This window comes from Mycoplasmopsis gallinacea (assembly GCF_900660495.1).
Taxonomy (GTDB): domain Bacteria; phylum Bacillota_I; class Bacilli_A; order Mycoplasmatales; family Metamycoplasmataceae; genus Mycoplasmopsis; species Mycoplasmopsis gallinacea.
In genome coordinates, this window is sequence record NZ_LR214950.1 from 74,996 (window position 1) to 98,103 (window position 23,108).

Genomic DNA, 23,108 nt, shown 5'->3' on the forward strand with positions numbered 1-23,108 from the left:
AGCTAGCGATTTTATTTTAAATTTTGTTGATCTCAACAATGGTATCATTTGGTTTACCTTGGAAAGTCTCAACAACTTTAAATGAAACAATATCATTTAAGTTAAAACGAGTGTTTTTATAAATTCTTTTTGAATTAGTCTTTTTAAGAAGGTATTGACGAACCGTCATTTCTTCTTCATCTTCACTAAGAAGTTCTAAATCGATTTCCAGTTGTTTGAATACATCATAAATATAGGCACTAACAACTACTCTTGATTTTTGAAGTGAAATTTCGTAAATTTCTTCTTCATCATCATATTCATCGTAAATTTCACCAATGATTTCTTCAATAATATCTTCCATTGTGATAATTCCAATGGTATCAACTTTGTTATTACTTTGCGTAACAAAAGCCATTTGAGCTCGAGCTAAACGCATTTTTTCTAAAGCTGAAGAAGGAATTGAGTTAGCTGAAATTAAAGGTACTGTTTTTAAGTAATTAATTACTTTTCCTTTTTGAAGATGGAAAATATCTTTAATAAGAACAATCCCAATTAATTGTCCATTTTTCATCACCGGAAGACGAGAATAATTGGTTTCTTTAAATACTTCTAAGGCTTTTGATATATTATCTTTATAATCTAAATACACAACATCTTTTAAACGGATGTAGTGTTGTGAGACTTTAGTTGAATCAAGATCAAGTGCTTTTTGAGCTAAAATGCTCTCTCCAGTTTGAAGCACCCCTTCACTTTGAGCTAAATCTAAAATACTTTTAAGTTGATCTTCAGAGTGAGTTACATAAACTTTTTTACCAAGCTTACTAATTGGGTAAGTTAGAACATAAAAAAGTCAAAATGTCCCTTCAATAAAATAACAAAAGATTTTTAAGAAACGAATTGGATTATTTTTTGCAAGTAATTTTGGTGCAATTTCACCAAAGATCACTAAAATAGGAGTTACTACTGCAGTAGAAATAATAACAATTAACACTTCATTTTGAGATAAAATGCTTCCAAGAAGTGCACTAGTTAAGGTAGCTGAAGCCACATTAACAATATTATTTCCAATTAAAATAGCACTTAAAAGTTGGTTGTATCTTTCAAGTTGTTTATAAATAAGTTTAGCTCCACGTTCTTTGTTTTGAACCATTTCACGAACATGTGCTTTTGAAACTGAGGTATACGCTGTTTCGCTTCCACTATAAATACTACTTAAAACAAATAAAATTAAAAGTGCTACTAAGAGAATAATTTGAATAGTCAGGGACATTATTTTTTACCTCTCAGTTTGATATTTATTGTGAAAGTATAACTGGGATAACAATCCATTATAAACTCCTTTTATTTAATTAGTTTTCAGGTTCTGGGTCTTGGAATTTAACATAATTACCAAAATAATAAAGGCTAGCAATTCCAGGTTGCCCATTTCTGTTTTTAGCAACAGTTAAATTAGTTTTAATAACATTTTGACTATTGTCATTTTCATTGTTTTTATTTGCATCTTTTTTCATTTTTGGTCTACTTAAGAAAATAACAATGTCAGCATCTTGCTCAATAGCTCCAGATTCACGCAAGTCATGAAGCTGCGGACGATTATCATCACGGCTTTCAACGTTCCGTGAAAGCTGACTAAGTGCCATAATTGGAACTTTTAATTCTAAAGCTAAGGTTTTTAAGGTTCTTGAAATAGTTGCAATTTCGTTTTGTCTATTTCCAGATGCATCTGGCGCTGAAATAAGTTGAAGATAGTCAATTACAATAAAATCAAGCTCACCTTTTAAGTTTTTATATAGGTGCTTAATTTTTCACACAATATCGTTGATTTTTGATGTAGCAGCATCATCGATATAAATGTTCATATTGTCTAAATATTCAACTTTAGCTTTTTGAAGCGTAGAAAGTTCAACTTCTTGCATATATTTTGGGTTTTGAATTTTCTTAAGATCTACCATTGTTTCAGTTGAACTAATTCTAGCTACAAGCTCACTAGTAGGCATCTCTAAAGAAATAAAAATGACGTTTCTTTTTCTTTCAAGTGATGAATTAAGTGAAATATTTCTTGCAATATTTAAAGCTAAAGCTGTTTTTCCAATCCCTGGACGAGCAGCTAAAATGATTAATTGTCCTGGTTTGAAGCCATTAACATAATTATCAATGCCCCTAAATCCTGAAAGAACACTATCTTCAACAATGTTTGTGTTATTTTTAATTTCAATAATTTTTTCAATAAATTCCGTTGAAGCTTCTTCAAGGGTTAAAAAGTTATTACGGTTTAAACTATTAGTATTGTTTTTGATGAAAAAGTTTTCAAAATCGGTTGTTAATTGCTCGGGTAATAAATCTTTTTCTGAGTGTAATTTTTTTGAATAAGCTAAGATAAATGCTTCTGCTTTTCTCATTTTTTGCAAATCAAGTAAGCGATCTGCATAAGTTAGGAAGTTATTATCATTAGCAAGCCCGCTTGATAAAACAACGTTTAAATAATACTGGCTAAGCTCAGGATATTCATTAATTGTTTCTTCACGATTGACAAAGTGTGAAATATCTTCATAGTTAAAAGTAACGTTTTTGTTTTTAGTTTTTTGGTGTTCGCTTTTAATTAAACTAAAAAGCTGGCGGTTTTTAATGTTAAAGAAAGTATCTTCATTAAAATAATCAATTCCTAAAAGTTGACGATCATCGTTAGTGATCATAATGTTAAGCACTTTTCTTTCAAGTTTTTCATCAACATAAATACTGCTAGGATTAGTAACTAAATTGTCATAATCTAGCTCATTAATAGGAACATTTTTTGGCGAATTTGCTTTCATAATAAACCTCCTTTCTTTAAAATTATGATTAATTTGGATCTTTATTTTTTAATTTGGTGAATTTTAATATCTACAAAAATTTTAGCCACGATATCTTTGTAAAGTTCTGCTTTAACTTCGTGAAGTCCTTCAGCTACAAAATCCACTTTTTGAATTGCATGTTTAGGTAATTTGTACCCTTTTTCTACAAGAGTTTTTTCAATATCTTTTCTTGAAACTGATCCATGCACATTTAAGTGTCCGTTTTTATCAATAGTAGCTTCTAAAGTAAAGCTTAATCTTTCTTGCTCAAGTCTTTCTTTTAATTCTCTAGCTTCACTTCTGTGTTCGTGCTCATTAGCACTAAGTTCATCTAATCTTTTTTCTAAAAGTTTTAAGTTAGTTGGGTTGTAAGCAACTGCAAAACCTTTTTTGATTAAAAAGTTTGTTCCATATCCTGCAGCTACATCAATAATTGTGTTAGCTTTTCCATCTTTACAATCTTTAATTAAAATTACTTTCATTTTGTTTTCTCCCTATATCGATAATTGCTGTTCGTATGTTATCTACAAATTGCTCAAGTTCTTCATCACTAGTAGCAGCAGCAGTTCCAAAGTGACCACCACCACCAACAGCTTCACAAATAATTTGAACGTTGGTATTAACACCACGAGCACTTAATTTGTAGGTTTTAGTTCCTTTAAGTTTTGCAACCACGAAACTAGCAACTCTACCTCTAATTTTTAAAATTTCATTAGCAGCAATGGAAATAACATCATTACTTGCTTCTTGTTCAGTATAAGTTAAAAAGTAACCTTTTTTCACTTCAACTACGTTTTTAAGAATTTGATCAATTAATGCTTGGGTTTCTTCATCAATTTTAAGCATCTCACCACTAATCGAACCTTTAGCTCCATGTTTTTCTAAAAAAGCAGCAGCTTCAAAAGCTCTTGTGGTAACTGATTTAGAAAATTGATTGGTATCTAAATAAATTCCATTAAGAAGCACCTGCGCAATTTCATGACTAAGATTTACTCTATAATCAAGGAACATTGCAATTTCAGTAACAATTTCAGCTGCACTAGATGCTGATGTATCAACGTAAATATTGCTATATGAAGCAAAGTCAATGCTTTTACCAAGACGGTGATGATCAAAAACAAAAACATTATTTGGATGCACATTTGTTAAAGCTTCTTTATTATCAGTTCTAAATGGATCCGAATTATCTACAAGCACAACTAAGGTAGATGAATCCGTCATTTTATTAGCTTGATTTACATTTCGAATGAAAATATCTTTTGGAAGCTTATTATTTTTTTCTTCAAAAAGTTTTTTAACTGTATCATCAAAGGTGTTGTTGCAAATATAAGCATTTTTACCATAAGCTTTAGCTATTTCATAAATTCCATAACTTGCACCAATTGAGTCAAGGTCAGCATTAGCATGTCCATAAATCATTACTTTGCTTATTGAAGTAGATAATAATTTTTTCTCAAGCTCTAAAGCAATATTTTTAATCTTAGTTCTACTACTATCAGTTAAAATCTCAGTATTTGAACCATAATAAATTGGTTGTGAATTATTTGAATAAATCGTTACTTGATCTCCACCACGACTTTGTGATTGCACCAAAGCTTTTTTAGCTTGTTCAAGTTTTTCTTTTAATGAGCTCCATCCACGAGCAAAACCTAAACTAAGCGATAATTTGCTAATATCTAAATTATCAACTCTTTCACTAATTCTGGTAAAGATTTCAAAATTAGTTTTTTCAAAATCTTTTAGCGTGACTTCGTTTGTAAAAATAATAAATTTACCGTTAGTATATTGACGATAAATGAAGTTGTATTTATTTGAACATTCTTTAAAAACATCAATAACGATTTTGTTAATGTTAAAAAGTTGCTCTTCAGATAAAATTGATTGATAAAGTTGTAAGTTATCAATTTCAATTTCTCCAATGACTGCTTTTTGTTCTCAAGCTTCGTTTTTAAAAGTTTGCTCTGTAGTAATGTCATGAATAACAATAGTACTACTTAAAGGCCAGAACTGAGCTTCATATAAGTTTTTCTTATACTTAAATTGCAACTTAGTTAAATTTAAATTAAACTTATCATTTTTACTTGGATCAATTTTTTGGAAAAAGTCACTAATGAAAAATCCAATGTAGTTATCTCCAAATTTATTTTTAATAAAGTTAGAAACTCAAATAATCCGGTACTCAATATCATAAATAATAATTCCGATATTGTTATTTGTCATGATTTCTTCAATGAAACCATTAAAACTTTTTTTAACTAGTTCTCTTGTACGAGCAAAATTATAGATAAGGAAATAAAGCATCACACCAGTTAGGAAGAAAAATAGAAGAATTCCAATTGCAACTAAAATTCTTACTCAAATGATTTCTGTGTTAAAAATAAATACAAAAAGAAGGAGTAAAAGCGTCACAAAACAAGAAAAAGCTGCTAGTGAATACACTCATACTTTTTGTTTCGAGTTCATAAATTCTCCTATTTTAGTTTATTTATAAATTAATTGTTTATATTTTAACATATTCAACACCAGATTTACTTTTTTAGATACGAAGAGAATAAGAAAAATAAGGTTTTTTAATTAGAAATTATTTAAGTCAATTTTTACATTTTTAGCCCTTTAGATAAGTGGTTTTTATTTTTTTCATCACCTTATACCTAATAAAAAGTTATCAAAATGTCACTTAATAGAAAATATAGATATCAAAAATAAAAATTCTTCTTTAAATGATTCTTCGTTTATAAATTCAAATCTACATTGTTATTTTATTGAAGAAAAAGATATTGAAAACTTGCTTCATGTTTTATTAAAACAAACAAATTTCAAAGGTGAAATTGACAAAACTACCTAAATGCATCATCATTTATGTCTCTTTATAACTCTATAAATGAGTTTAGAACCATAGAATTTGGATTAAACGCTCAAGAAATAAAAATTAGTAAATATCTTAGTCAACTAATTTGCGCAAAAGATTCTAAGTTAAACTCTAAAATTAAAAGAAAACATAAAAAAGAAAAATAAACAAAAAATAGTATGAAAATTAAAAATAAAAATTAAACAAGTTCCTAAATTCTTATAAAATTAATGTATAAGAGAAAATTAGAAATATAGGGGTCAAAATGAAAGATAAAAAGCAAATTGTTCATAGTTTTTCAAAAAAATTAAACTACCTTTCAATGGAACAAATTTATGATATTTTTGAAAATTTAAGTAATATTTTTGAATTTACTGAAAATCATACAGAAAATGATCACGCACACAATAAAGAAGTATATGTTGAAGATTTTAAAAATATGAAAAAAGTAAGGTTAACTCATCCATTTAACAGCTTTGTTTTATTAAATAAAAATGCTGAATGAGTAGATAGATTTGAAGGTTTATCTCATGAAGAACGAGAAAGTAATAGATTACCTTTCCTTATTCCTAACGGATTTAAAATCGATAGAACTTTAGGTATTGATCCACAAATTCGCTATTACACAGATGTTTTACTTTCAACAGATCAATTCCAAGAAATGACAAATAGATGAAATTCAAAAAAACATAAGCATGAATCACAAGGAATTTATAAATTAAGATTTGAAAGTAAAGAACCAATTCAAATTGATGAAAATATAATTAAAAATCTTGAATGTTTACATTATTCAGAAGAGCACTTTTGTTACCCAACATGTGCTGATGATTTTGAAGCAATTTATTCTGAAGAACAATTAATCGGAATTGGGCACCCACAACATTTTTCTGGTTTCCTTTTAAATTTAGGTATTAAACCTTCAATGTTTGTTTGTTTAAAAGAACATAGCGATAACAATATTTATCACCGAACTCCAATTGATAAAGAGGAAACAATTGAAGCTATTGAGAAAATGCTTGATAACATCTATCTTGAAAATGAAGATTCTGAAACTTTATCATTACTTGATAAAAATTTAAACAGCATTATTGAAATAATTCAAAAAGAAAAGCAATAGGCTTAAAGCTATCTGAAATAGATATTAAAAACGAATAACCCTAGAAAATTTAGGCTATTCGTTTTTTTATTGTGCTGTTTTAATGCAAGCTAATCCTGAGTTTCCAAGTTGGAAACTCTTTTTTATACCTTTTACCTTATTACTTATATACATAGTATATAAGTACAATTTTTAATTATTTTAATTTTTTACAATGATTACAATGATAATAATGTATAATATAAATATGAGTAACTACATTCTGTATAAAAGAAAAAACCCAAAAGGGATTTACATTGCATTAGGAATATCAAAAGGATATGGTAAAGGGATTGGTAATTTAGTTGGATTAGGTTATTGAGAAGAAATTAAAGAAAAATATTCTCTGCAAAACATCGATGATTTAAAACCAATTGCTAGATTGGTTCCTGTTGGAGAAGATAAAATTGAAGTTAAAACCAAATTTTTTCAATTGCTTAACCCAACATCTGTCGAAACAAATGTAAAAAACGTTGGTATTGAATTGATTTATAAAGTAATTAAAGAACTAGATTTATTTAAAGGATTACCAAAAACTAAATACAAATCTTTAGAAGAAGTATTGGAATTTATTGTTGCAACAAGAATAATTCAACCAAGAAGTTATATTTGTCAATACAAAAACAAAAATGACTTTTTACATGAGATAGATATAAAAAAATCTTCGATTTATAACTATTTTGATACTTTTTTAGAATATAAAAATGCAATTTTAGTCAATATTTATAACAAAATGCAAGAATTGACAACTAGAAACACAAAATTAATGCATTTTGATAATACAACTGTTTATTTTCAAAGTTTTTCAAGAGATGGTTTGAGACAAAGAGGTTTTTCTAAAGATGGAAAGCATGATGAAGATCAAATTGTTGTGGCTATGGCAGTTGATAATAATGGTATTCCTTTTCACTATAAAGTTTTCGAAGGAAATACTGCAGATTCTAAAACTCTTGTGAAATTTTTAGTCGAAATGCAAAAAATTTACAAAACAAAAGACACAGTAATAGTTGCTGATAAGGGTATTAGTCAAAATGCAAATTTAAGATATTTAGAACAAAAAGGATATAAATATATAGTTCAGAAACGTATTGATATTCTTGGAAAAGAAGATAAAGCATTTATAGTAAATGATCAAGGGTTTGTTCAAGAAAATGATTATTTTACTAAATCTAGATTCGTCCAATCTGTTTGAGCTAAAAATAAAAATAAAAAAAGATATAGCGATACCTTTAGAAAACAATTTGTCTATTTTAGCCCTTCAAAACAAACTTTAGACAAAATAAAAAGACAAAATCTTATTAATAAATTGGAGAAAAAGTCTATTAACGGTGAATTGCCATTAAGTGCTTTGGTTCCTGAATATAAGAAAAAGTATATGGATGTAGATGGTAAAACAGTCGGAAGATTAAATATCGAAAAAATTAAAAAAGTGGCTAATGAAGATGGTTTTTATATGATTGAAACCAACATAACAAACATAGATTCAAAAGAAGCGAATGAAATATATAAGGGACAATGAAAAGTGGAAGAAGGTTTTAGAACTTTAAAATCAGCAATCGAAGTTAGACCGATGTACGTCTATAAAGACGAACATATTCAATCTCATGTGTTTTTATGCTTTTTGTCTCTAATTGTTTTGAAATATTGCATTTATAAATTAAAGAAATTTTATAAAGATAATGGAGAGATTCAAAGGCTCACAATGAATATGTTTATAGATGCATTGAAGCTTATAACAATCACAACAAAGACTGTGAATGGTAAAGTTGTAAGTGAAATCAAGAATAATTTAGACCCAGAACATAAGGAATTAAACAAAATATATAGTGATTTTCAATATGCGGTTAATGGTCTATCATTGTAATTTAAAAGCACAAAAAACGAATACGCCTTATTTATAGGTGTATTCGTTTTTTTCATCATTACAACTTGGAAACGCATGCGAATAACCCTAGAAAATTTAGGCTATTCGTTTTTTTATTGTGCTGTTTTAATGCAAGCTAATTAGTAAGTGATTCTAACATCTGCATAATTTATAATACCATCTTCAAAAGAAGGAAGCTCTAAGTAGTTTTGAATCAAGATTTTTTCGAATGTTTTCTCGCTAAGAGCGTTGTTTAAAATAACTGGAATATTGAAGTAATTATTAAAGGTATTAATTATTTTAATTTGCTCATAGGTAGTTTTGGTATTTAGGTAATTCAAAAATTCATCTAAAGTTTTCAAGTTGATAAATTTTTGAATCGCTTCATCATTTGATAAATCTAAAAAATAACTAAAGCTTTGCACTGAGCGAAAATCATCTCAAAGGACTTTGAAAAAGCTCTCAAGTGAATTGTTTAAATAAGAAATATGGGTTTTTTTGAAAAAGTATGTTTTATTTGAATCATATTCTTCGATTTGAACATTTAAGTCAAAATTGTCATTTAAAAGATTTTTGTACCTTTCAAGAAGCAGTTTTTCCTTTTCTGAAAAGGTATCTAAAACCGGAATAATAAAACTAATATTAGCATTAGTATGAACTTGTTTAAATTTACTTATCATTGAAGCGATAATCTCTTTTAAAGCCTTAAAATTAGCGCTTTTAAGCTGTTTATTTAAATCAAGAATGTTTTCTTTTTGATAATATACTTCTTTTTCAATAAAATAATTGCTTTGAAGGTTTTCAAAACTAGTTAAAGTTGATAAATAATAAGCTGCTGAAAGTGAATCAAAATTATTGTTTTCTTGATCAATTCCTTGAAGTTGCACACTTGCAAGTGGCGCAACATTTCAGTAGTAATTACTATCGCTTAACTTAGCGATTGTGTATGGATTTAAAAGCATTGCAAGGGCTTTTTCAAAGGAAAATAATTCCTTTTTAGATAAAGAGTGTATGAAGTTTGCAAAATCATTATTAAAAGCATTATTAGACTTATTAGCCTTAATATTGTGGTTATAAGTTCATTTAAAAATTGCATCTTTGCTGTTATATGAAACAACTTCATTGTATCCGTAAATATCTGAATATTTGAGTACATTTTCTTGCTGTTTTGAATTTAAAGTGCTGTAATTAAGCATTGAAATTAAATTTTGACGGTAGGCTCTAAGTGACTGGATTCTAAATGTTTCTTCATCAAGTGACACTGGGTTATAATTAAAAATTATTTTTTCAAGCGAATCACTTGCATTATTAAAACTTTCATTAGCTGAATGGTCATTTTTTAAAAGAATTAACTTGTTAATTTCATTTTCACTAACAACATATGTACCTAAAAATAAGTCTTTTTGTCCCTGTGCCTGAGGTTGAAAAATAAAATTGTTCATTACTTCATTTTGCACAAATAAATCAAGTTTTGCTTCTTTTTCCGCATTAGCAGCGCTAAAAATCAATTTATTATTTTGCATCATAAAAGTTACATTATATAAATTCTTAATTTTTTCCAAGTAAGCTTGATTATTTAATAAATTATCAGCGATGTCGTTTGCTTTAAAATTAATTTTAGTTTGATTTACTTGTTTATCCACGTAAAAAAGATTATCTTTTAAATTAAATTCCACCTTGTTTGCTTGTTTAAGCTTATTTCAAAAATCAGGATTATTAATGGAAGTTTGGTTAGGCGAGCTAACCGTTAAAATAGGTTTGCTATACCCGCTTCCTTTATCTGGTTTTGTTAAATTAAGACTATAATCACTATCAATAAAGCTAAATTGAGTTAAGTTTCCGTTATTATCAGGTAAATAAATGACAATGCTATCTGCTAAATAAAAATTTAAAATCTTTTTGGTAATGCTATCAAAATTATTGTTAATTTTATCTTCGTGCACTTTTCCTTGGTAAGAATATGTGATAAGTGGTGCAAAAATAGTGCGAACTATTTCGTTATTAATGTAGCTATCACTAGGCTTTAGAGTTTGATTTTGATAAAGCATATTGGCTTGATTTTCATTTTTAATAAAGACATTATTAGCATGAATATTATCAAAATCAACACAAGAATTAGCCACAAAAGGAGTGCTAGAAGCAGCTATTAAACTTAAAAAAGTTAATGTTTTTTTCATATTCTACCTTAGATTTTTGGATAAAGTGCCATATTTAAACTTGCACCAATAATTTTAAAAATAACAATTAAAGCAATCGAAATAACAATTGTGCTAATGCTTAAGTAATAATTGCTAAAATCTTCAATAATTTGTTTGTATAAATTCCCAATATTAATGTGTGAATTAATATTTTCAACATTAAAAAAACTTAATGCTGCTAGAGAAAGAAAACTTAATGAAAGTTGGTCGCTAAAAAATGAAAGATTGTAAAAAACAATTTGCTTAAAAATAACTCTTAAAATAATTCTAGAATCTGAATAACCAATTGTTTTATAACCGTCAATATATGAAAGAATCTTAATTTCTTGACATTTGTGATAGCTAGTATAAAAAATGCTAAAAAACCCAACAATAATTAAAAAGCAAATTGCTTTAGCTAACGAATAACCAAAAAGCAAGAACAAGCTAATTGTTAAAAATAAATAAGGAACCACAATTACTGCACTTAAAATAAAGTAACTACTTTTATAGAGCGCTTTATTAGAATAAAACCCAACTAAGCTACCAATTAAACTTCCAAAAAAGAGCTGAATTAAACCAGAAACAAAGGTAATTAAGAGAGTAATTAAAATTGAATCGGTCATTAAGGTGAAATTATCAATCCCAACTGAATTAGTTCCAAAGTAAGTTTTAAGTTCATCTTTAGGGCTTAAAAAACTTAAAACTTGATAAGGATTATATTTGATTATATAAAAAGATTTGTAGTTTGTAATTGACTCAAAATCAACAATTCCTTTCTTATTTAAATTCATTAAATAATCTGTATCAGGTCCATTTTCAAAAGTTCGGCTAATAATCGGATTATTAAGTGGTGGAAGGTTATATACCAAAGAAGAATCATAAATAGCTTTATCACTTTGATATGGAGAAAGAAAGTGATTAAGGACTAGTAAAAGTAAAAGTATAAGCAAGGCAAAAAGAGCAACAATCACGCTTTTGCTTTTAAAAAAGCGTTTTCAATAAAGTTTTTGCTGCGAAATTAGCACTTTTGCGCTTGCAAAAGTTTGACTTTTGCTTGCAAAATTAAATTGATTAGCTTGCATTGCTTACTCCTTTACTTAAATAGCTTTCAAAATCAAGGCGTGCTTTGCTTGCTTTAACCAAAAACACTCTTTCAAAAGGATTGATAATTTTTAAAATCACTTCAATTATAAGTTGTAAAAGCAAAATTAAAAGCGACATAGCGATTAAATAAATAAAAAATAAGTTTCCATTATTTTTTAAAGCGCTCATTAAAATAACACTAGTTCCTGGGATTTGAAAAATTCTTTCGACGATTAAATCAAAAGATAAAATGGTAGTAAAAATAATAAGTGTTGCTGGTAAAAAGCTAATAAAAGTATTTTTAAAAACGGATTTAAAGTAAATTTCAACCTTACCAAACCCTTGAGCTTTTAAAAACTTATTATATTCATTACTTAGTTCAACAATTACAGAATTACGCACAAAAATAGCAAATACGCTTGCACAAATGACAATAATAAGTAAATTCGGAATAATTAAAGATAAAAAAGAAACGTAGCTATTAGCTATTTGTGTTTCAACATAAATGGAAGGAAGATCAATTTGCTCGGCAAAAACTACTAAAATTGGTGCAATTACAAAAACTGGCAATGCACTAAAAATATAAATAATTAAGTTAGAATATTGCGTAATTTTTGATTTATAAAAATATCCTGAAATAGTTCCGATGATAAAACCTAAAATTAAAGACATTCCAAAGGAAGGTAGAATAACTTTCATTGAATTATTAAAATAAAGCCCAAAGATGCTCGTTTCGCTAGCTAAAAAGATTTTGAAAGAGAATAATTTGAAGGTAAATATAGCGAAATTATAAGAAAGATTTAAACTATTGATGTTAATTAATAAAAATGCTAATAAAGTGATTGTTATAATGCTTAAAACACCTAAAAGTAGGTCTTTTAAAAATAATTGATAGAAGTACCTAATCATAACAGCCTAAAATAATAAAAAGTTGCTTAAAAAAGCAACTTAGGTTTTAATCGATTAAATTGTTTGATTTTAATGCTTCTTGAAGAGCAGCCATAGCAGCTTCTTCATCTTCACCACTAATTTTGATTGTAACTTCAGCACCGCTTTTAACACCAAGAGCCATGATGTTCATAATTGATTTTAAGTTTCCTTCTTTTCCACCTGATGATAATTTAGCATCTGATTTGAATTTTGATGCTGTGCTAACAATTAAAGTAGCAGGACGTGCGTGTAATCCAATTGGATCAATAATTTTACATGTAAATTCTTTCATATTTTATCCTTTCTATTTTAATACCTAACTTTAGTATTTATTTTAGATTAATCAACAATGTAATAACATTATACCATATTTCGTGTGTAATTAATATTATATCAACGGTTTAGTTAAATCAAAGATGAATTTTTCGATAACGTTATATTCTCCAGTAAGGTTTCCGAGGTTTGAAATCTCAACGCAATTCTTACGGTATATTTCAAAAATTTGATTAATTTGCCTAGTAGCTTCACCAGCGATAATATCCATTGTTTCATATTGAGAAAACATGCTTCGGCTATCCATATTATTTGTACCCATTCAGGCAATTTCGTTATCCACTAACCCCATTTTGGAATGGAGAAAATGATCTTTATAAATTCAAATTTTAAGACCATATTTTCGAAGTTCATTGAGTTGATTTAGAGTAATTTTATAAACCATTTTTTTATCCGGAAGGCCTGGAATGAAAATTTCCACATCAACTCCACTTTTTAAAGCTAAAATGATTTGTTTGGTAAGTGCACTTGTAATTGAAAAATAAGGAGTAGCAATCTTGATTGATTTTTTAGCCATTGCAAACATTTTAAGTCAATAAAATTCAGCTTCAGATTCTTCAAATGAAGGTGAATCTGAAACAAATAAAAGATCATTTTTGAAATTATTTAAGTTATAACCATGTTTGTAATATAAATAATTTTCCAGCTCCATATCTTTGTGCGTAATTGACTTTCACATCTTAACAAAATGAAGATTGTAATTATTGACGTATGGGCCTACAATTCGGTAGTTAATATCAATTCAATGTCCATATTTTTTTGAAAGAGATGCATATTCATCAGAGATGTTATTTCCACCTGAAAATACTATTGAAGAATCAATTAAAATGAATTTTTGGTGGTTTCTTGAAAAGCTTGAGCTATTGATAAAAGGGTAGTAAATTTTACCAATATAACCAATTTGCACTCCTAATTTTTTTAATTTCCGAATTTTATGTTTTTGTGAAAACATAGCTCCAAAATCATCAATGAGCCACTTAATTTCAACCCCCTCAAGGGCTTTTTCTTTTAAAAGTTCAATAAATTCAGTAGCTATTTCACTTTTTTTGATAATGTAAGTAATAATGAAAATTGACTTTTTAGCTTTTTTGATTTGATCAAGCAACACTTCATAAAAACGATAACCATCAGAATAAATATCAATTGCACCTGGAAGCGAACTTTTTTCACGAATTCTTTCATAAGGGTGAATTATTTCATTATGACGGTTAGCATTTTCAATAATACCTTTAGATTCGTAATATCTTAATTTATATTTTGGATCATTTTCAAGTTTTAATTCAATTTTGTTTCTTGTCATAAAACCGAATGCTAAAAATAGAAAATGTCCAATGACAGGAATGAATAAAATCAAGTAAATTCAGCTCATTTTAGCTTCAATTTGGCGATTTTGCTTAATGATAATTAAAGCGAAAGCACAATTTAAAATATATAAAACGAAAATTAAAACTGAAATATAACTTTCGTTTACAACTGTAATTAAAACACTTATCCCAAAGACAACAAGTGCAAAAATAATTGATTGTAGGATAAAAATTAAAATCCTACTGATATTGATTTTCTTCATCTTTATTTATCAAGTTCTTCAATTCTTTGAATGTGTCTTCCACCTTCAAATTCTGTTTTGATGTATTCATCAACAATTTGCTCTGCAAGTTCTGGAGCAATTTGTCTTCCACCAAAAACAAGAACATTAGCATCATTGTGTTGTTTTGCTAAATGAGCATCTTCAAGCGAAGTAACTCTTGCGGCTCTAATTCCTTTATGTCTATTTAAAGCATAAGAAATTCCAAGACCTGTTCCACAAACACCAATTCCAAAAGCAGGTTTGTTTTGATAAACATATTCTGCAAGTTCTTTCCCTTTTTCAGCGTAACTTACTGATTTTTGATCAGTTTCAGGACCTAAGTCAACAACTTCATATCCTAATTTTTGAACATATTTAGCAAGTTCATCTTTAAGTAAAAATCCAGCATGATCACTTGCTAAAGCAACAACTTTTTTCATAATAAACTCCTTTAAAAAATGTTAATTAAATTATAACTTATTTGCTTTATTTTGCTTAAAACTAAGATGTAAAATCTTATTAAGCAGCAAACAGAATCTAACTATGTGCACTATTTAAAGTGGAAAATACAAAAATTGAAAAACTAGAAAATTAATTTAGTAATTATGAGACTTTTTAACAAACAAATTAGGGCTATAAAATAATTATTAGTATAATTTTATTAATGTAATTTCATAATAAGAGAGGTCAAATATGCAACAGTATAAAAAAATTATGCAAGATAGCGAAAAAACAGTTGTTGCTGATGTTTTAGAATTGCAACTCCCAAAAAGAGAAACTAAATATCAAACAGAAGCTGATCTTGAAAAAGAATTTATTCAACTTTTAATTAATCAAGGTTATGAATATAAAGAAATCAAAAACAATGATGATTTAAAAGCTAACTTTAGAAAATGCATTGAAAAATTAAATGATTATCAGTTCAAAAGTGAAAAAGAATGAAGAAACTTTTATGACCAAGTAATTAATTCAAAAGCTGGTGTTGAAGAAAAAACTCAAATGATTCAAAAAGATAGAGTTTTTTCAGTTGATTTAGATAATGGAGAAAAGAAAAACATCTGAATTTTAGATACAAAACACATTCACAAAAATCACCTTCAAGTAATTCATCAATATCAAGCTAATGCTGTGAATGTCAAAAATCGTTATGACGTAACTATTTTAGTTAACGGTCTTCCGCTTGTGCATTTAGAACTTAAAAGAAGGGGTGTTTCAATTAAGGAAGCTTTTGGTCAAATTCAAAGATACCAAAAAGAAAGCTTTGATAGTGAAGATGGATTTTTTGACTTTATTCAAATTTTCGTTATTTCAAATGGTTTTGAAACTAAATATTATTCAAATACTACTAGAAAATTAGCTATAAAAGGCTCAAATCACCGTAAAGCTAAAGACAATGAAACTGTTAGAAAAGACATTAAATCTTTTGAATACACTTCATATTGAACTGATGAGAAAAACAATAAAATTTCTGATTTAATGGCTTTTGGTCGTTCATTTTTTAGCAAAATTACTATTTTAAACTTACTTGTTAAATATTGTGTATTTGACGAAAACAAAATTCTTTTAGTTATGCGTCCATATCAAATTACAGCTGTTGAAAAAATCATTCAAAAAATTAAAACTTCAACTTTTGAAGGAACCCAAGGAACTAATAGAGCTGGTGGTTATATTTGACACACCACAGGGAGTGGGAAAACTTTAACTTCATTTAAAACCGCAGAACGCGTAAAAGAAGAACTTACTGACATTAAAAAAGTTGTTTTTGTTGTTGATAGAAGAGATTTAGATTACCAAACAATTCGTGAATATCAACGTTTTGATGGTGAATTTGCTACCGGAGTTAATAAATCAAATGATTTAAAACAACTTCTTGAATCAGATAAAAATGCAGTTATTGTTGTAACTATTCAAAAACTTACTAACTTTGTTAAAAATAATTCAAATTCAATTGCATATAAAGAAAATGTGGTATTTATTTTTGATGAATGCCACCGTTCTCAATTTGGAAAAATGCACAAAATCATTACAAATAAATTTAAAAAATACCACCTTTTTGGATTTACCGGAACTCCTATTTTTGAAAACAATTCAACCTTTAAGGACTTAAAGAAAAACTTAATTACTACTGATACCCTTTTTGGTGACAGATTGCATACTTACACTATTGTTAATGCTATTGATGATGGTACTGTTTTACCATTTAAAATTGATTATGTTAAAACTGTTGTTGCTAAAAATGAAAATGAAATTGAATCCAAATTAGTTCGCGAAATTGATACAAAAGCAGTTAGGCTTGCTCCAAAAAGAATATCTAAGATTGTAGGATATATTTTAAATCACTTTGACCAAAAAACAATGAGTGGTGAAAATGATAAAGCTTATGAATTTAATGTTGTCACTAACACTGAGCAAATTGCTAAAAATAGAAAAAGCAAAGTGGTAAAGCAACTTGAAAGAATCAAAGGATTTAACTCAATTTTTGCAGTTGAAAGCATTGAGTTTGCCCGTAAATACTACTTAGAATTCAGAAAACAGCTCCAAGAAGCTAATAATGAAAAATTTAAAATAGCAACTATTTTTACCTATGATCCTAACCAAGAAAATGATGGAACATTCGGAAGCATTGATGATGAAGATTTTTCACATTTCCAAACCCTTTCAGCTAATGATAAAGAGTTTTTAAGCGAAGCGATTAATGATTATAATAAGCAATTTGCTTCTTCATTTAACATCGATTCGCAAGAAGGATTTATGAACTATTACAAAGACGTTTCACTTAGAATGAAAAACAAGCAAATCGATCTTTTAATTGTTGTTAATATGTTTTTAACTGGGTTTGATTCAACTACTTTAAATACTTTATGACTTGATAAAAATTTAAGACAACACGGACTTATTCAAGCATTTTCAAGAACTAACAGGATTTTAAACTCAATTAAAACCTTCGGAAATATTGTTACATTTAGAAACATTGCAGCTGAAACTGAAGAAGCAATTCGCCTTTTCGGAGATGAAAGCAATAAAAACATTATCTTATTAAAAGATTATAAAGATTACATTGATGGTTATCACGATCCAAATAAAGATGAAATAGTTAAAGGTTATCGTGAATTAACTGATAAGCTCAAAAAAGATTTCCCTCTTTCTAATGATCACCAAAGCAAAATTGAGTTATTACACCTTGTTAGTTCATCAGATCAGAGCAAAAAAGAATTTGTTCAAACTTTTAATGAAATACTTAAAATGAGAAATGTTCTTAAAACATTTGATGAATTTTCTAAGGAAGCAAATACCTTTTTAGACGAACGTTTGATTCAAGATTATGAATCGCTTTATCTTGGAATCGAGCAAGAAGCTCGTAAAAATAGAGAAGCTCAAAAAGAAAGCATTTTAGATGAAGTGGAGTTTGTTGTCGAACTTATTAAACAAGACGAAATTAACATCGATTACATTTTGGCAGTTATTTCTAAAGACATTGAATTAAAAAGAAAAATTGATGATCAAATTAAAAATGATATCGCATCTAAAGTTGAGGCTAGCCCTACTCTTAGAAATAAAAAAGAACTTATTTTAAAATTCATTGACAAAATTAGTTTACTTAAAGATGTTGATCAGTTAGATTTAGAAGAAATTTTAGATCAAATCAACAACAAGTGAGGGGATCACGCTAAAACTGAATATGAAAAAGAATTAAACATTGCTATTGAGGAATTAAATCTTAAAAAATATGAAACTGAAGAATATATGAAAGATTCATTCCTCAATGGTGAAATGAAATATGAAGGTCCAGGCCTTGGAAGAGTAATTCAAAGTACTGGATGACTTCAAGTTAATGATTCTGCTAAAGAAAATCGTTGACATAAAAAAGAAAAAGCATACCTTAGACTTTCTGAAATTTTCAGAAAATATTATGGTCTTGTAGATGGTGAATAATTAATAAATTAAGAAATTTTGACTTATATTTTTAAGAAATTATTATGAAATAAAAGTAATTATTTGTTATTTCTATTTCGTAATAATTTTTCTTTTATTTAATAAAATTTAATAAATATTTACTGGAAGAATGATAATTAGCAACAATCACAGAGAAACTCAAAAAATGCCTATTGAAAAAATCTCATACAACAATACAAAAGATCAAATTATCAAAATATATCACAAAAACCTACAAAAAGAAATTGATTCTCAGTTTGATCAAATATTTCATAAAAAATAGCTTATAAAAACGAATAACCTTTACTTTTAGGGTTATTCGTTTTATTTAAGGATTTTGTAACTTAATAAGGAGCAATCTTTCCTAAAATTGCCGGTCTTTTAGCACCTGTTGCACTTGGTACATTTGAAGACTTCTTGCTATATGTAAGATATCCAAGAATAGCAAATGCCATTGCTTCTTTAGCATCAGAATTAATTCCAAGTTCATCAATTAAATTAACTTTTACATCAGGAATAAGGTCTTGTAAATGTTTCATTAATACTTTGTTATGACCTCCACCTCCCGAGATAAATACTTGGTATTTTTTGTCTTTCTTAAACACAAAATCTTTGTATGAATTAGCAATTGCTAAAGCAGTAAAGTAAGTTAAAGAACGAATTAGATCATACTTATTATAATTAGGAAAATCTGCAATTAATTTTTTGATAAATGCTTTAGTATACTTTTCTCTTCCAGTGCTTTTAGGAGGCTTAATTTTATAATATGGATCATTAAGGAGGTAATTTATTATCTCGTTTTGCACTGTTCCACTAGAGGCAAATTCACCACCAGCATCATATGGTTTGTTAAATAAAATTTGAGCAGTATAATCAATTAAAACATTTCCTGGACCATTATCAAAAGCAAAAACATCCTGAGTTTCCAAGTTGAGACACTATAAAAAACGAATACAGCTATAAATAAGGTGTATTCGTTTTTTTACATTTAAAATTACACACATAGAATTAACTCATACATGCGATGAAATCTTTATAAATTTTTATATTTTCTTTGTGGTTTTCATCCAAATCATTAATTATTTCTTGTACCACTTTTCCATTTACTTCTTTTTTTGTTATAGTCATCATTCTTAATGAATCCACAAATAAATCTAACGTCACTTTTTGTATTTCTCCATTGATTTCATAATATTTCTTTAATTTATAAAGACAGTATTTTAAAACAACAAGAGCAATGAAACATAATAAAAGATGTGCAAGTATATGCTGTTCATTATGAACAAAAACAGGTCTAACTTGTAAAGAAGATTTTAATGTTCTGAAATTTTCTTCTACTTTTCATTGTTTTCTGTAAATTTCATTAGCTTTTTCTGGTGTTAAATCTAGAATATTGGTTTCAATAATGTAAAAACCATCTTCAGATTCTTTTTTCTTAATTTTCTCTCAATTTAATTTACCCACTGTTTTGCCATCAATGTCCATATATTTCTTTTTATATTCTGGAACTAAAGAACTAAGTGGCAGTTCTCCATTTACAGTTTTCTTATTCAATTTATCAATAAAATTATTTCTTTTTAATTTATCTAAAGTCTTTTTCCCAGGACTGAAAAACACACATCATTTTCTGTATTTACCATTAAATCTATTTTTATTTCAAACAGATTCAACAATTTGTTCTTTTCAAAACATTTCATCTCTAAAAACATAATGTTTGTCTTCAAGAATGAATTTTTTCATCCCAATACTTAATGTATCTAATCTTTTTTGGAATATATATTTAATTCCTTTTTGTTCTAGGAAACGTAAGTTTGCGTTGTTATTTATTCCACGATCTGCAACTATTGTAATATCCTTTATTTTATAGATTGATTGAAGTTCTAAAACGAAGGATAACATTGTTTTACCATCAGCCGTGTTACCTGGGAAAACTTTATAGTGTATTGGTATTCCGTTTTCGTCTACAGCCATTGCTATGACTACTTGATCTTCATTGTGTTTTCCGTCTTTTGAAAAACCGTTTTTTCTCATCCCTTCTCTTGTAAAGCTTTCAAAATAAACTGTTGTGTTATCGAAGTGAATAACTTTATTATTGCGATTTGTAAATTCATTTATTTTTTGAAATAAATTGACTAAAACAGAGTTCTTATTTTCAAAAATAACATCAAGATAGTTATATATTGATGATTTTTTAACATTAATATCATTTATAAAATCGCTTTTATTTTTATATTGTGACATATAGCTTCTTGGAAGGATAATTCTAGTTGCTATGAAAAATTCCAAAACCTCTTCTAACGATTTATGTTTACTTTTTGGCAATACTGAAAATAAATCTAATTCTTTAATAACTTTATAAATTAAATCAACTCCAATATTTTGGATACTTGTTTTTACAGAAGTGGGTTTTAATAATTTAAAAAATTCTTCTTTTGCAATAGCTTTATCTAAAGATGTATCTACTTTTTTTGCTATTTCTTTCATATCTTCAATTGAAGATAATCCATACTTTTCTTTGATATCTTCTCAGTATCCTAGACCAACCTGATTTCCATAACCTTTTTTAAAACCTTTAGAAATAGCTAAAACTAAATAATATTTTCCATTTTGTTTTTTCTTGCATAAACTGTAACTCATGCTCTTATTATATCATTTTATGTGTGTAATGTAAGTAAAAAAACATTTTTTTCTTTAGGTCATATATCTTTGATATATGTATAAAAAATAAGCCTAAAAAATAGGCTCAACTTGGAAACTCAGGATCAAAAGCAAAAACATCTTCAAAATTGTGATTTAAAACAGTAACATTAGAAATTCCACCAATGTTTTGAAGTAAGTTAACTTTATTAAGATCTTTGCAAATTTCTCAATCAAAAATAGTTACAAGCGGAGCACCTTGACCGCCATTAGCCATATCAGCGGGTCTAAAATCACCAATTGTAGTAATTTGTGTTTTTTGAGCAATTACGCTGATATCACCAAGTTGCATTGTTGATTTAGTTTCGCTTTCACTTGGGTCAATTAAATGGTAAATCGTTTGTCCGTGAGAAGCTATGAAATTAACATCTTTTTTATCTATTTTGTGTTTTTTAATAAACTGGTTAATGCATTTAGCATAAAAATTAGCTATTTCAAAATTCAGCGAACATAAAAATCTGGATGAAATATCATCTTTAAATGATTTGAAAATTTTCTCCCTTAAACTCGTTTCAATTGGGAACATTTCAAAGTTATTAAGCTCTATTTTGATTTGCCCATCAAAGCTTCAAATACTTACATAAGCTACATCCAGAGCATCAACACTAGTTCCGCACATTAAACCAATTGCATTAATTTTTCTTGCCAAAAGTAAACCTTCCAAATGGTTTGATATGATCAATTAAAAATAAATCATCTTCATCAATTCTAGCTACTACATTTTTACCTAAAAGCACATTTTCTTGGTCTTTTAAGATGATTTGAAGCTCACCTTTATATTGTTTATAGTTTTCATTACAAATAACAACATCACCTTTTCTAAGCGCTTTTTGCTCGGTATTTTGCTTAATTTGTTCCTTTTTATATTTAACTCTACTTTGAGTTGATCTAATACTATAATCATTAGTATCACCTCTTCTAAAGTGTTCATTTTCAAGCAAGATTATATTTTCGATTTCTAAGTTATTTTCATTTAAATGAACCTTAAAATTCACAATTCCTTTTTGAAGCTCTGAAAGTTCTTTCAGCTCTTTTTCACTTGCAAATGAATCACCAATGATAATATCATCAATATAACCTAGGTTCATTAGAAACTTAGCTTGACTAGCTACATTTTTACCTCTTAAAAGTTCAAGTGAACAAAGTCCGTGACTTAATTCTCAAGGACCAACAGTTGCATTTTGTGAAGAAACAAAAGCAGCTGTTCTAATGTTATGTGCTTTGAATTTTTTAGTAATGCGTTCAAAAAATTCAAATGAAAGACCAGTGTATTTTTGTGGGTAGAAATTATGTGAAGCAATTAAATTATCTAAATTAGGTAAGTAAGCTAAAATGTTTTCTAAATAACTATTATCATTTGAGATATTAATTTCGATTTTTAAATTTTCTTTATTGTAAGTCATAGCAGCTTCTTTTTTGCCATCAAACCCAAGATCTAACCTAATTCCGGTAGCTCCCATCTGCTTAAATAAAGCTAAATTATCATAAGATACACCTAATTTATCAAAGACCCTAGGATTAACATCTAAAATAACTTCCATTCCTTTGCTTGTTGCAAAATCATTAATTTCCTTAAAGCTTTTAACAACTTCTTCTTTGGTGGCATTAACCGATAAAAGACACGAAAAGACACGTTTAAAGCCATAATTGGCAGCTTTTTCAAGATAATCTAAAATCTCTTTTTTATCCTGCTTTTCTGGGTAAATTGAAACTCCTAACATATTA

The 23,108-nt window shown here is 27.6% G+C and carries 18 protein-coding genes; 4 read left to right on the plus strand and 14 right to left on the minus strand.

Annotated features, from left to right (window positions below):
• Positions 1 to 16 precede the first annotated feature (16 nt).
• The 4 genes from EXC51_RS00260 to EXC51_RS00275 form a co-directional block, all read right to left on the minus strand.
• Entirely contained in the window at positions 17 to 1,252 is a 1,236-nt protein-coding gene (locus EXC51_RS00260) for a CNNM domain-containing protein (RefSeq protein ID WP_129619988.1), read from the minus strand.
• A gap of 79 nt (positions 1,253 to 1,331) precedes the next feature.
• Positions 1,332 to 2,792, minus strand: a complete 1,461-nt coding sequence (locus EXC51_RS00265; protein WP_129619989.1) for a DnaB-like helicase C-terminal domain-containing protein — start codon at positions 2,790 to 2,792, stop codon at positions 1,332 to 1,334.
• A 41-nt stretch (positions 2,793 to 2,833) separates the two neighbouring features.
• Positions 2,834 to 3,295, minus strand: coding sequence for a 50S ribosomal protein L9 (gene rplI / locus EXC51_RS00270; protein ID WP_129619990.1), 462 nt, complete (start codon positions 3,293 to 3,295; stop codon positions 2,834 to 2,836).
• Positions 3,276 to 5,276: a GGDEF domain-containing protein gene (locus EXC51_RS00275; RefSeq protein WP_129619991.1), complete on the minus strand. Its 2,001-nt coding sequence runs from the start codon at positions 5,274 to 5,276 to the stop codon at positions 3,276 to 3,278. Before EXC51_RS00275 ends, rplI begins: the two co-directional genes overlap by 20 nt.
• 650 nt (positions 5,277 to 5,926) lie before the next feature.
• Here EXC51_RS00275 and EXC51_RS00280 point away from each other — a divergent pair.
• Positions 5,927 to 6,778, plus strand: a complete 852-nt coding sequence (locus EXC51_RS00280; RefSeq protein ID WP_129619992.1) for a hypothetical protein — start codon at positions 5,927 to 5,929, stop codon at positions 6,776 to 6,778.
• Between the two features lie 193 nt (positions 6,779 to 6,971).
• On the plus strand, positions 6,972 to 8,660 hold the full coding sequence (locus tag EXC51_RS00285) for an IS1634 family transposase (RefSeq protein ID WP_129619993.1): 1,689 nt from the start codon (positions 6,972 to 6,974) through the stop codon (positions 8,658 to 8,660).
• A 140-nt stretch (positions 8,661 to 8,800) separates the two neighbouring features.
• Here the strand turns inward: EXC51_RS00285 and EXC51_RS00290 are convergent, their stop codons facing one another.
• The 6 genes from EXC51_RS00290 to EXC51_RS00315 all read right to left on the minus strand — a co-directional run bounded on the left by EXC51_RS00290 (position 8,801) and on the right by EXC51_RS00315 (position 15,193).
• Entirely contained in the window at positions 8,801 to 10,837 is a 2,037-nt protein-coding gene (locus tag EXC51_RS00290) for an OppA family ABC transporter substrate-binding lipoprotein (RefSeq protein ID WP_129619994.1), read from the minus strand.
• Between the two features lie 8 nt (positions 10,838 to 10,845).
• The gene (locus EXC51_RS00295; protein WP_129619995.1) at positions 10,846 to 11,922 is read right to left on the minus strand and encodes an ABC transporter permease; all 1,077 of its coding nucleotides are present in this window, start codon (positions 11,920 to 11,922) and stop codon (positions 10,846 to 10,848) included.
• On the minus strand, positions 11,912 to 12,832 hold the full coding sequence (locus EXC51_RS00300; protein WP_129619996.1) for an ABC transporter permease subunit: 921 nt from the start codon (positions 12,830 to 12,832) through the stop codon (positions 11,912 to 11,914). The genes EXC51_RS00295 and EXC51_RS00300 overlap by 11 nt, the downstream gene beginning before the upstream one ends.
• A 46-nt stretch (positions 12,833 to 12,878) precedes the next feature.
• On the minus strand, positions 12,879 to 13,145 hold the full coding sequence (locus EXC51_RS00305; RefSeq protein WP_129619997.1) for an HPr family phosphocarrier protein: 267 nt from the start codon (positions 13,143 to 13,145) through the stop codon (positions 12,879 to 12,881).
• A gap of 96 nt (positions 13,146 to 13,241) precedes the next feature.
• Positions 13,242 to 14,753: a phospholipase D-like domain-containing protein gene (locus EXC51_RS00310; RefSeq protein WP_129619998.1), complete on the minus strand. Its 1,512-nt coding sequence runs from the start codon at positions 14,751 to 14,753 to the stop codon at positions 13,242 to 13,244.
• A 2-nt stretch (positions 14,754 to 14,755) separates the two neighbouring features.
• The gene (locus EXC51_RS00315; RefSeq protein ID WP_129619999.1) at positions 14,756 to 15,193 is read right to left on the minus strand and encodes an RpiB/LacA/LacB family sugar-phosphate isomerase; all 438 of its coding nucleotides are present in this window, start codon (positions 15,191 to 15,193) and stop codon (positions 14,756 to 14,758) included.
• Positions 15,194 to 15,446: 253 nt separating this feature from the next.
• Between EXC51_RS00315 and EXC51_RS00320 the strand changes: the two genes are divergently transcribed.
• Positions 15,447 to 18,686 carry a type I restriction endonuclease subunit R gene (locus EXC51_RS00320; RefSeq protein ID WP_197722254.1) on the plus strand — a complete coding sequence of 1,080 codons (3,240 nt, stop codon included), beginning with the start codon at positions 15,447 to 15,449 and terminating at the stop codon, positions 18,684 to 18,686.
• A 130-nt stretch (positions 18,687 to 18,816) separates the two neighbouring features.
• The gene (locus tag EXC51_RS04150) at positions 18,817 to 18,969 is read left to right on the plus strand and encodes a hypothetical protein (protein WP_165001803.1); all 153 of its coding nucleotides are present in this window, start codon (positions 18,817 to 18,819) and stop codon (positions 18,967 to 18,969) included.
• 61 nt (positions 18,970 to 19,030) lie between these two features.
• On the opposite strand, the gene EXC51_RS00325 is transcribed toward EXC51_RS04150, so the two are convergent.
• The 4 genes from EXC51_RS00325 to EXC51_RS00340 form a co-directional block, all read right to left on the minus strand.
• On the minus strand, positions 19,031 to 19,615 hold the full coding sequence (locus EXC51_RS00325) for an anhydro-N-acetylmuramic acid kinase (protein ID WP_129620000.1): 585 nt from the start codon (positions 19,613 to 19,615) through the stop codon (positions 19,031 to 19,033).
• A 79-nt stretch (positions 19,616 to 19,694) separates the two neighbouring features.
• Positions 19,695 to 21,323 (minus strand): IS1634 family transposase, encoded by a 1,629-nt coding sequence (locus tag EXC51_RS00330; protein ID WP_129619975.1) that lies wholly within the window; start codon positions 21,321 to 21,323, stop codon positions 19,695 to 19,697.
• 7 nt (positions 21,324 to 21,330) lie between these two features.
• Entirely contained in the window at positions 21,331 to 22,032 is a 702-nt protein-coding gene (locus EXC51_RS00335) for an anhydro-N-acetylmuramic acid kinase (protein ID WP_129620001.1), read from the minus strand.
• Positions 22,016 to 23,104, minus strand: coding sequence for a DUF871 domain-containing protein (locus EXC51_RS00340; RefSeq protein WP_129620002.1), 1,089 nt, complete (start codon positions 23,102 to 23,104; stop codon positions 22,016 to 22,018). The genes EXC51_RS00335 and EXC51_RS00340 overlap by 17 nt, the downstream gene beginning before the upstream one ends.
• Positions 23,105 to 23,108 lie beyond the last annotated feature (4 nt).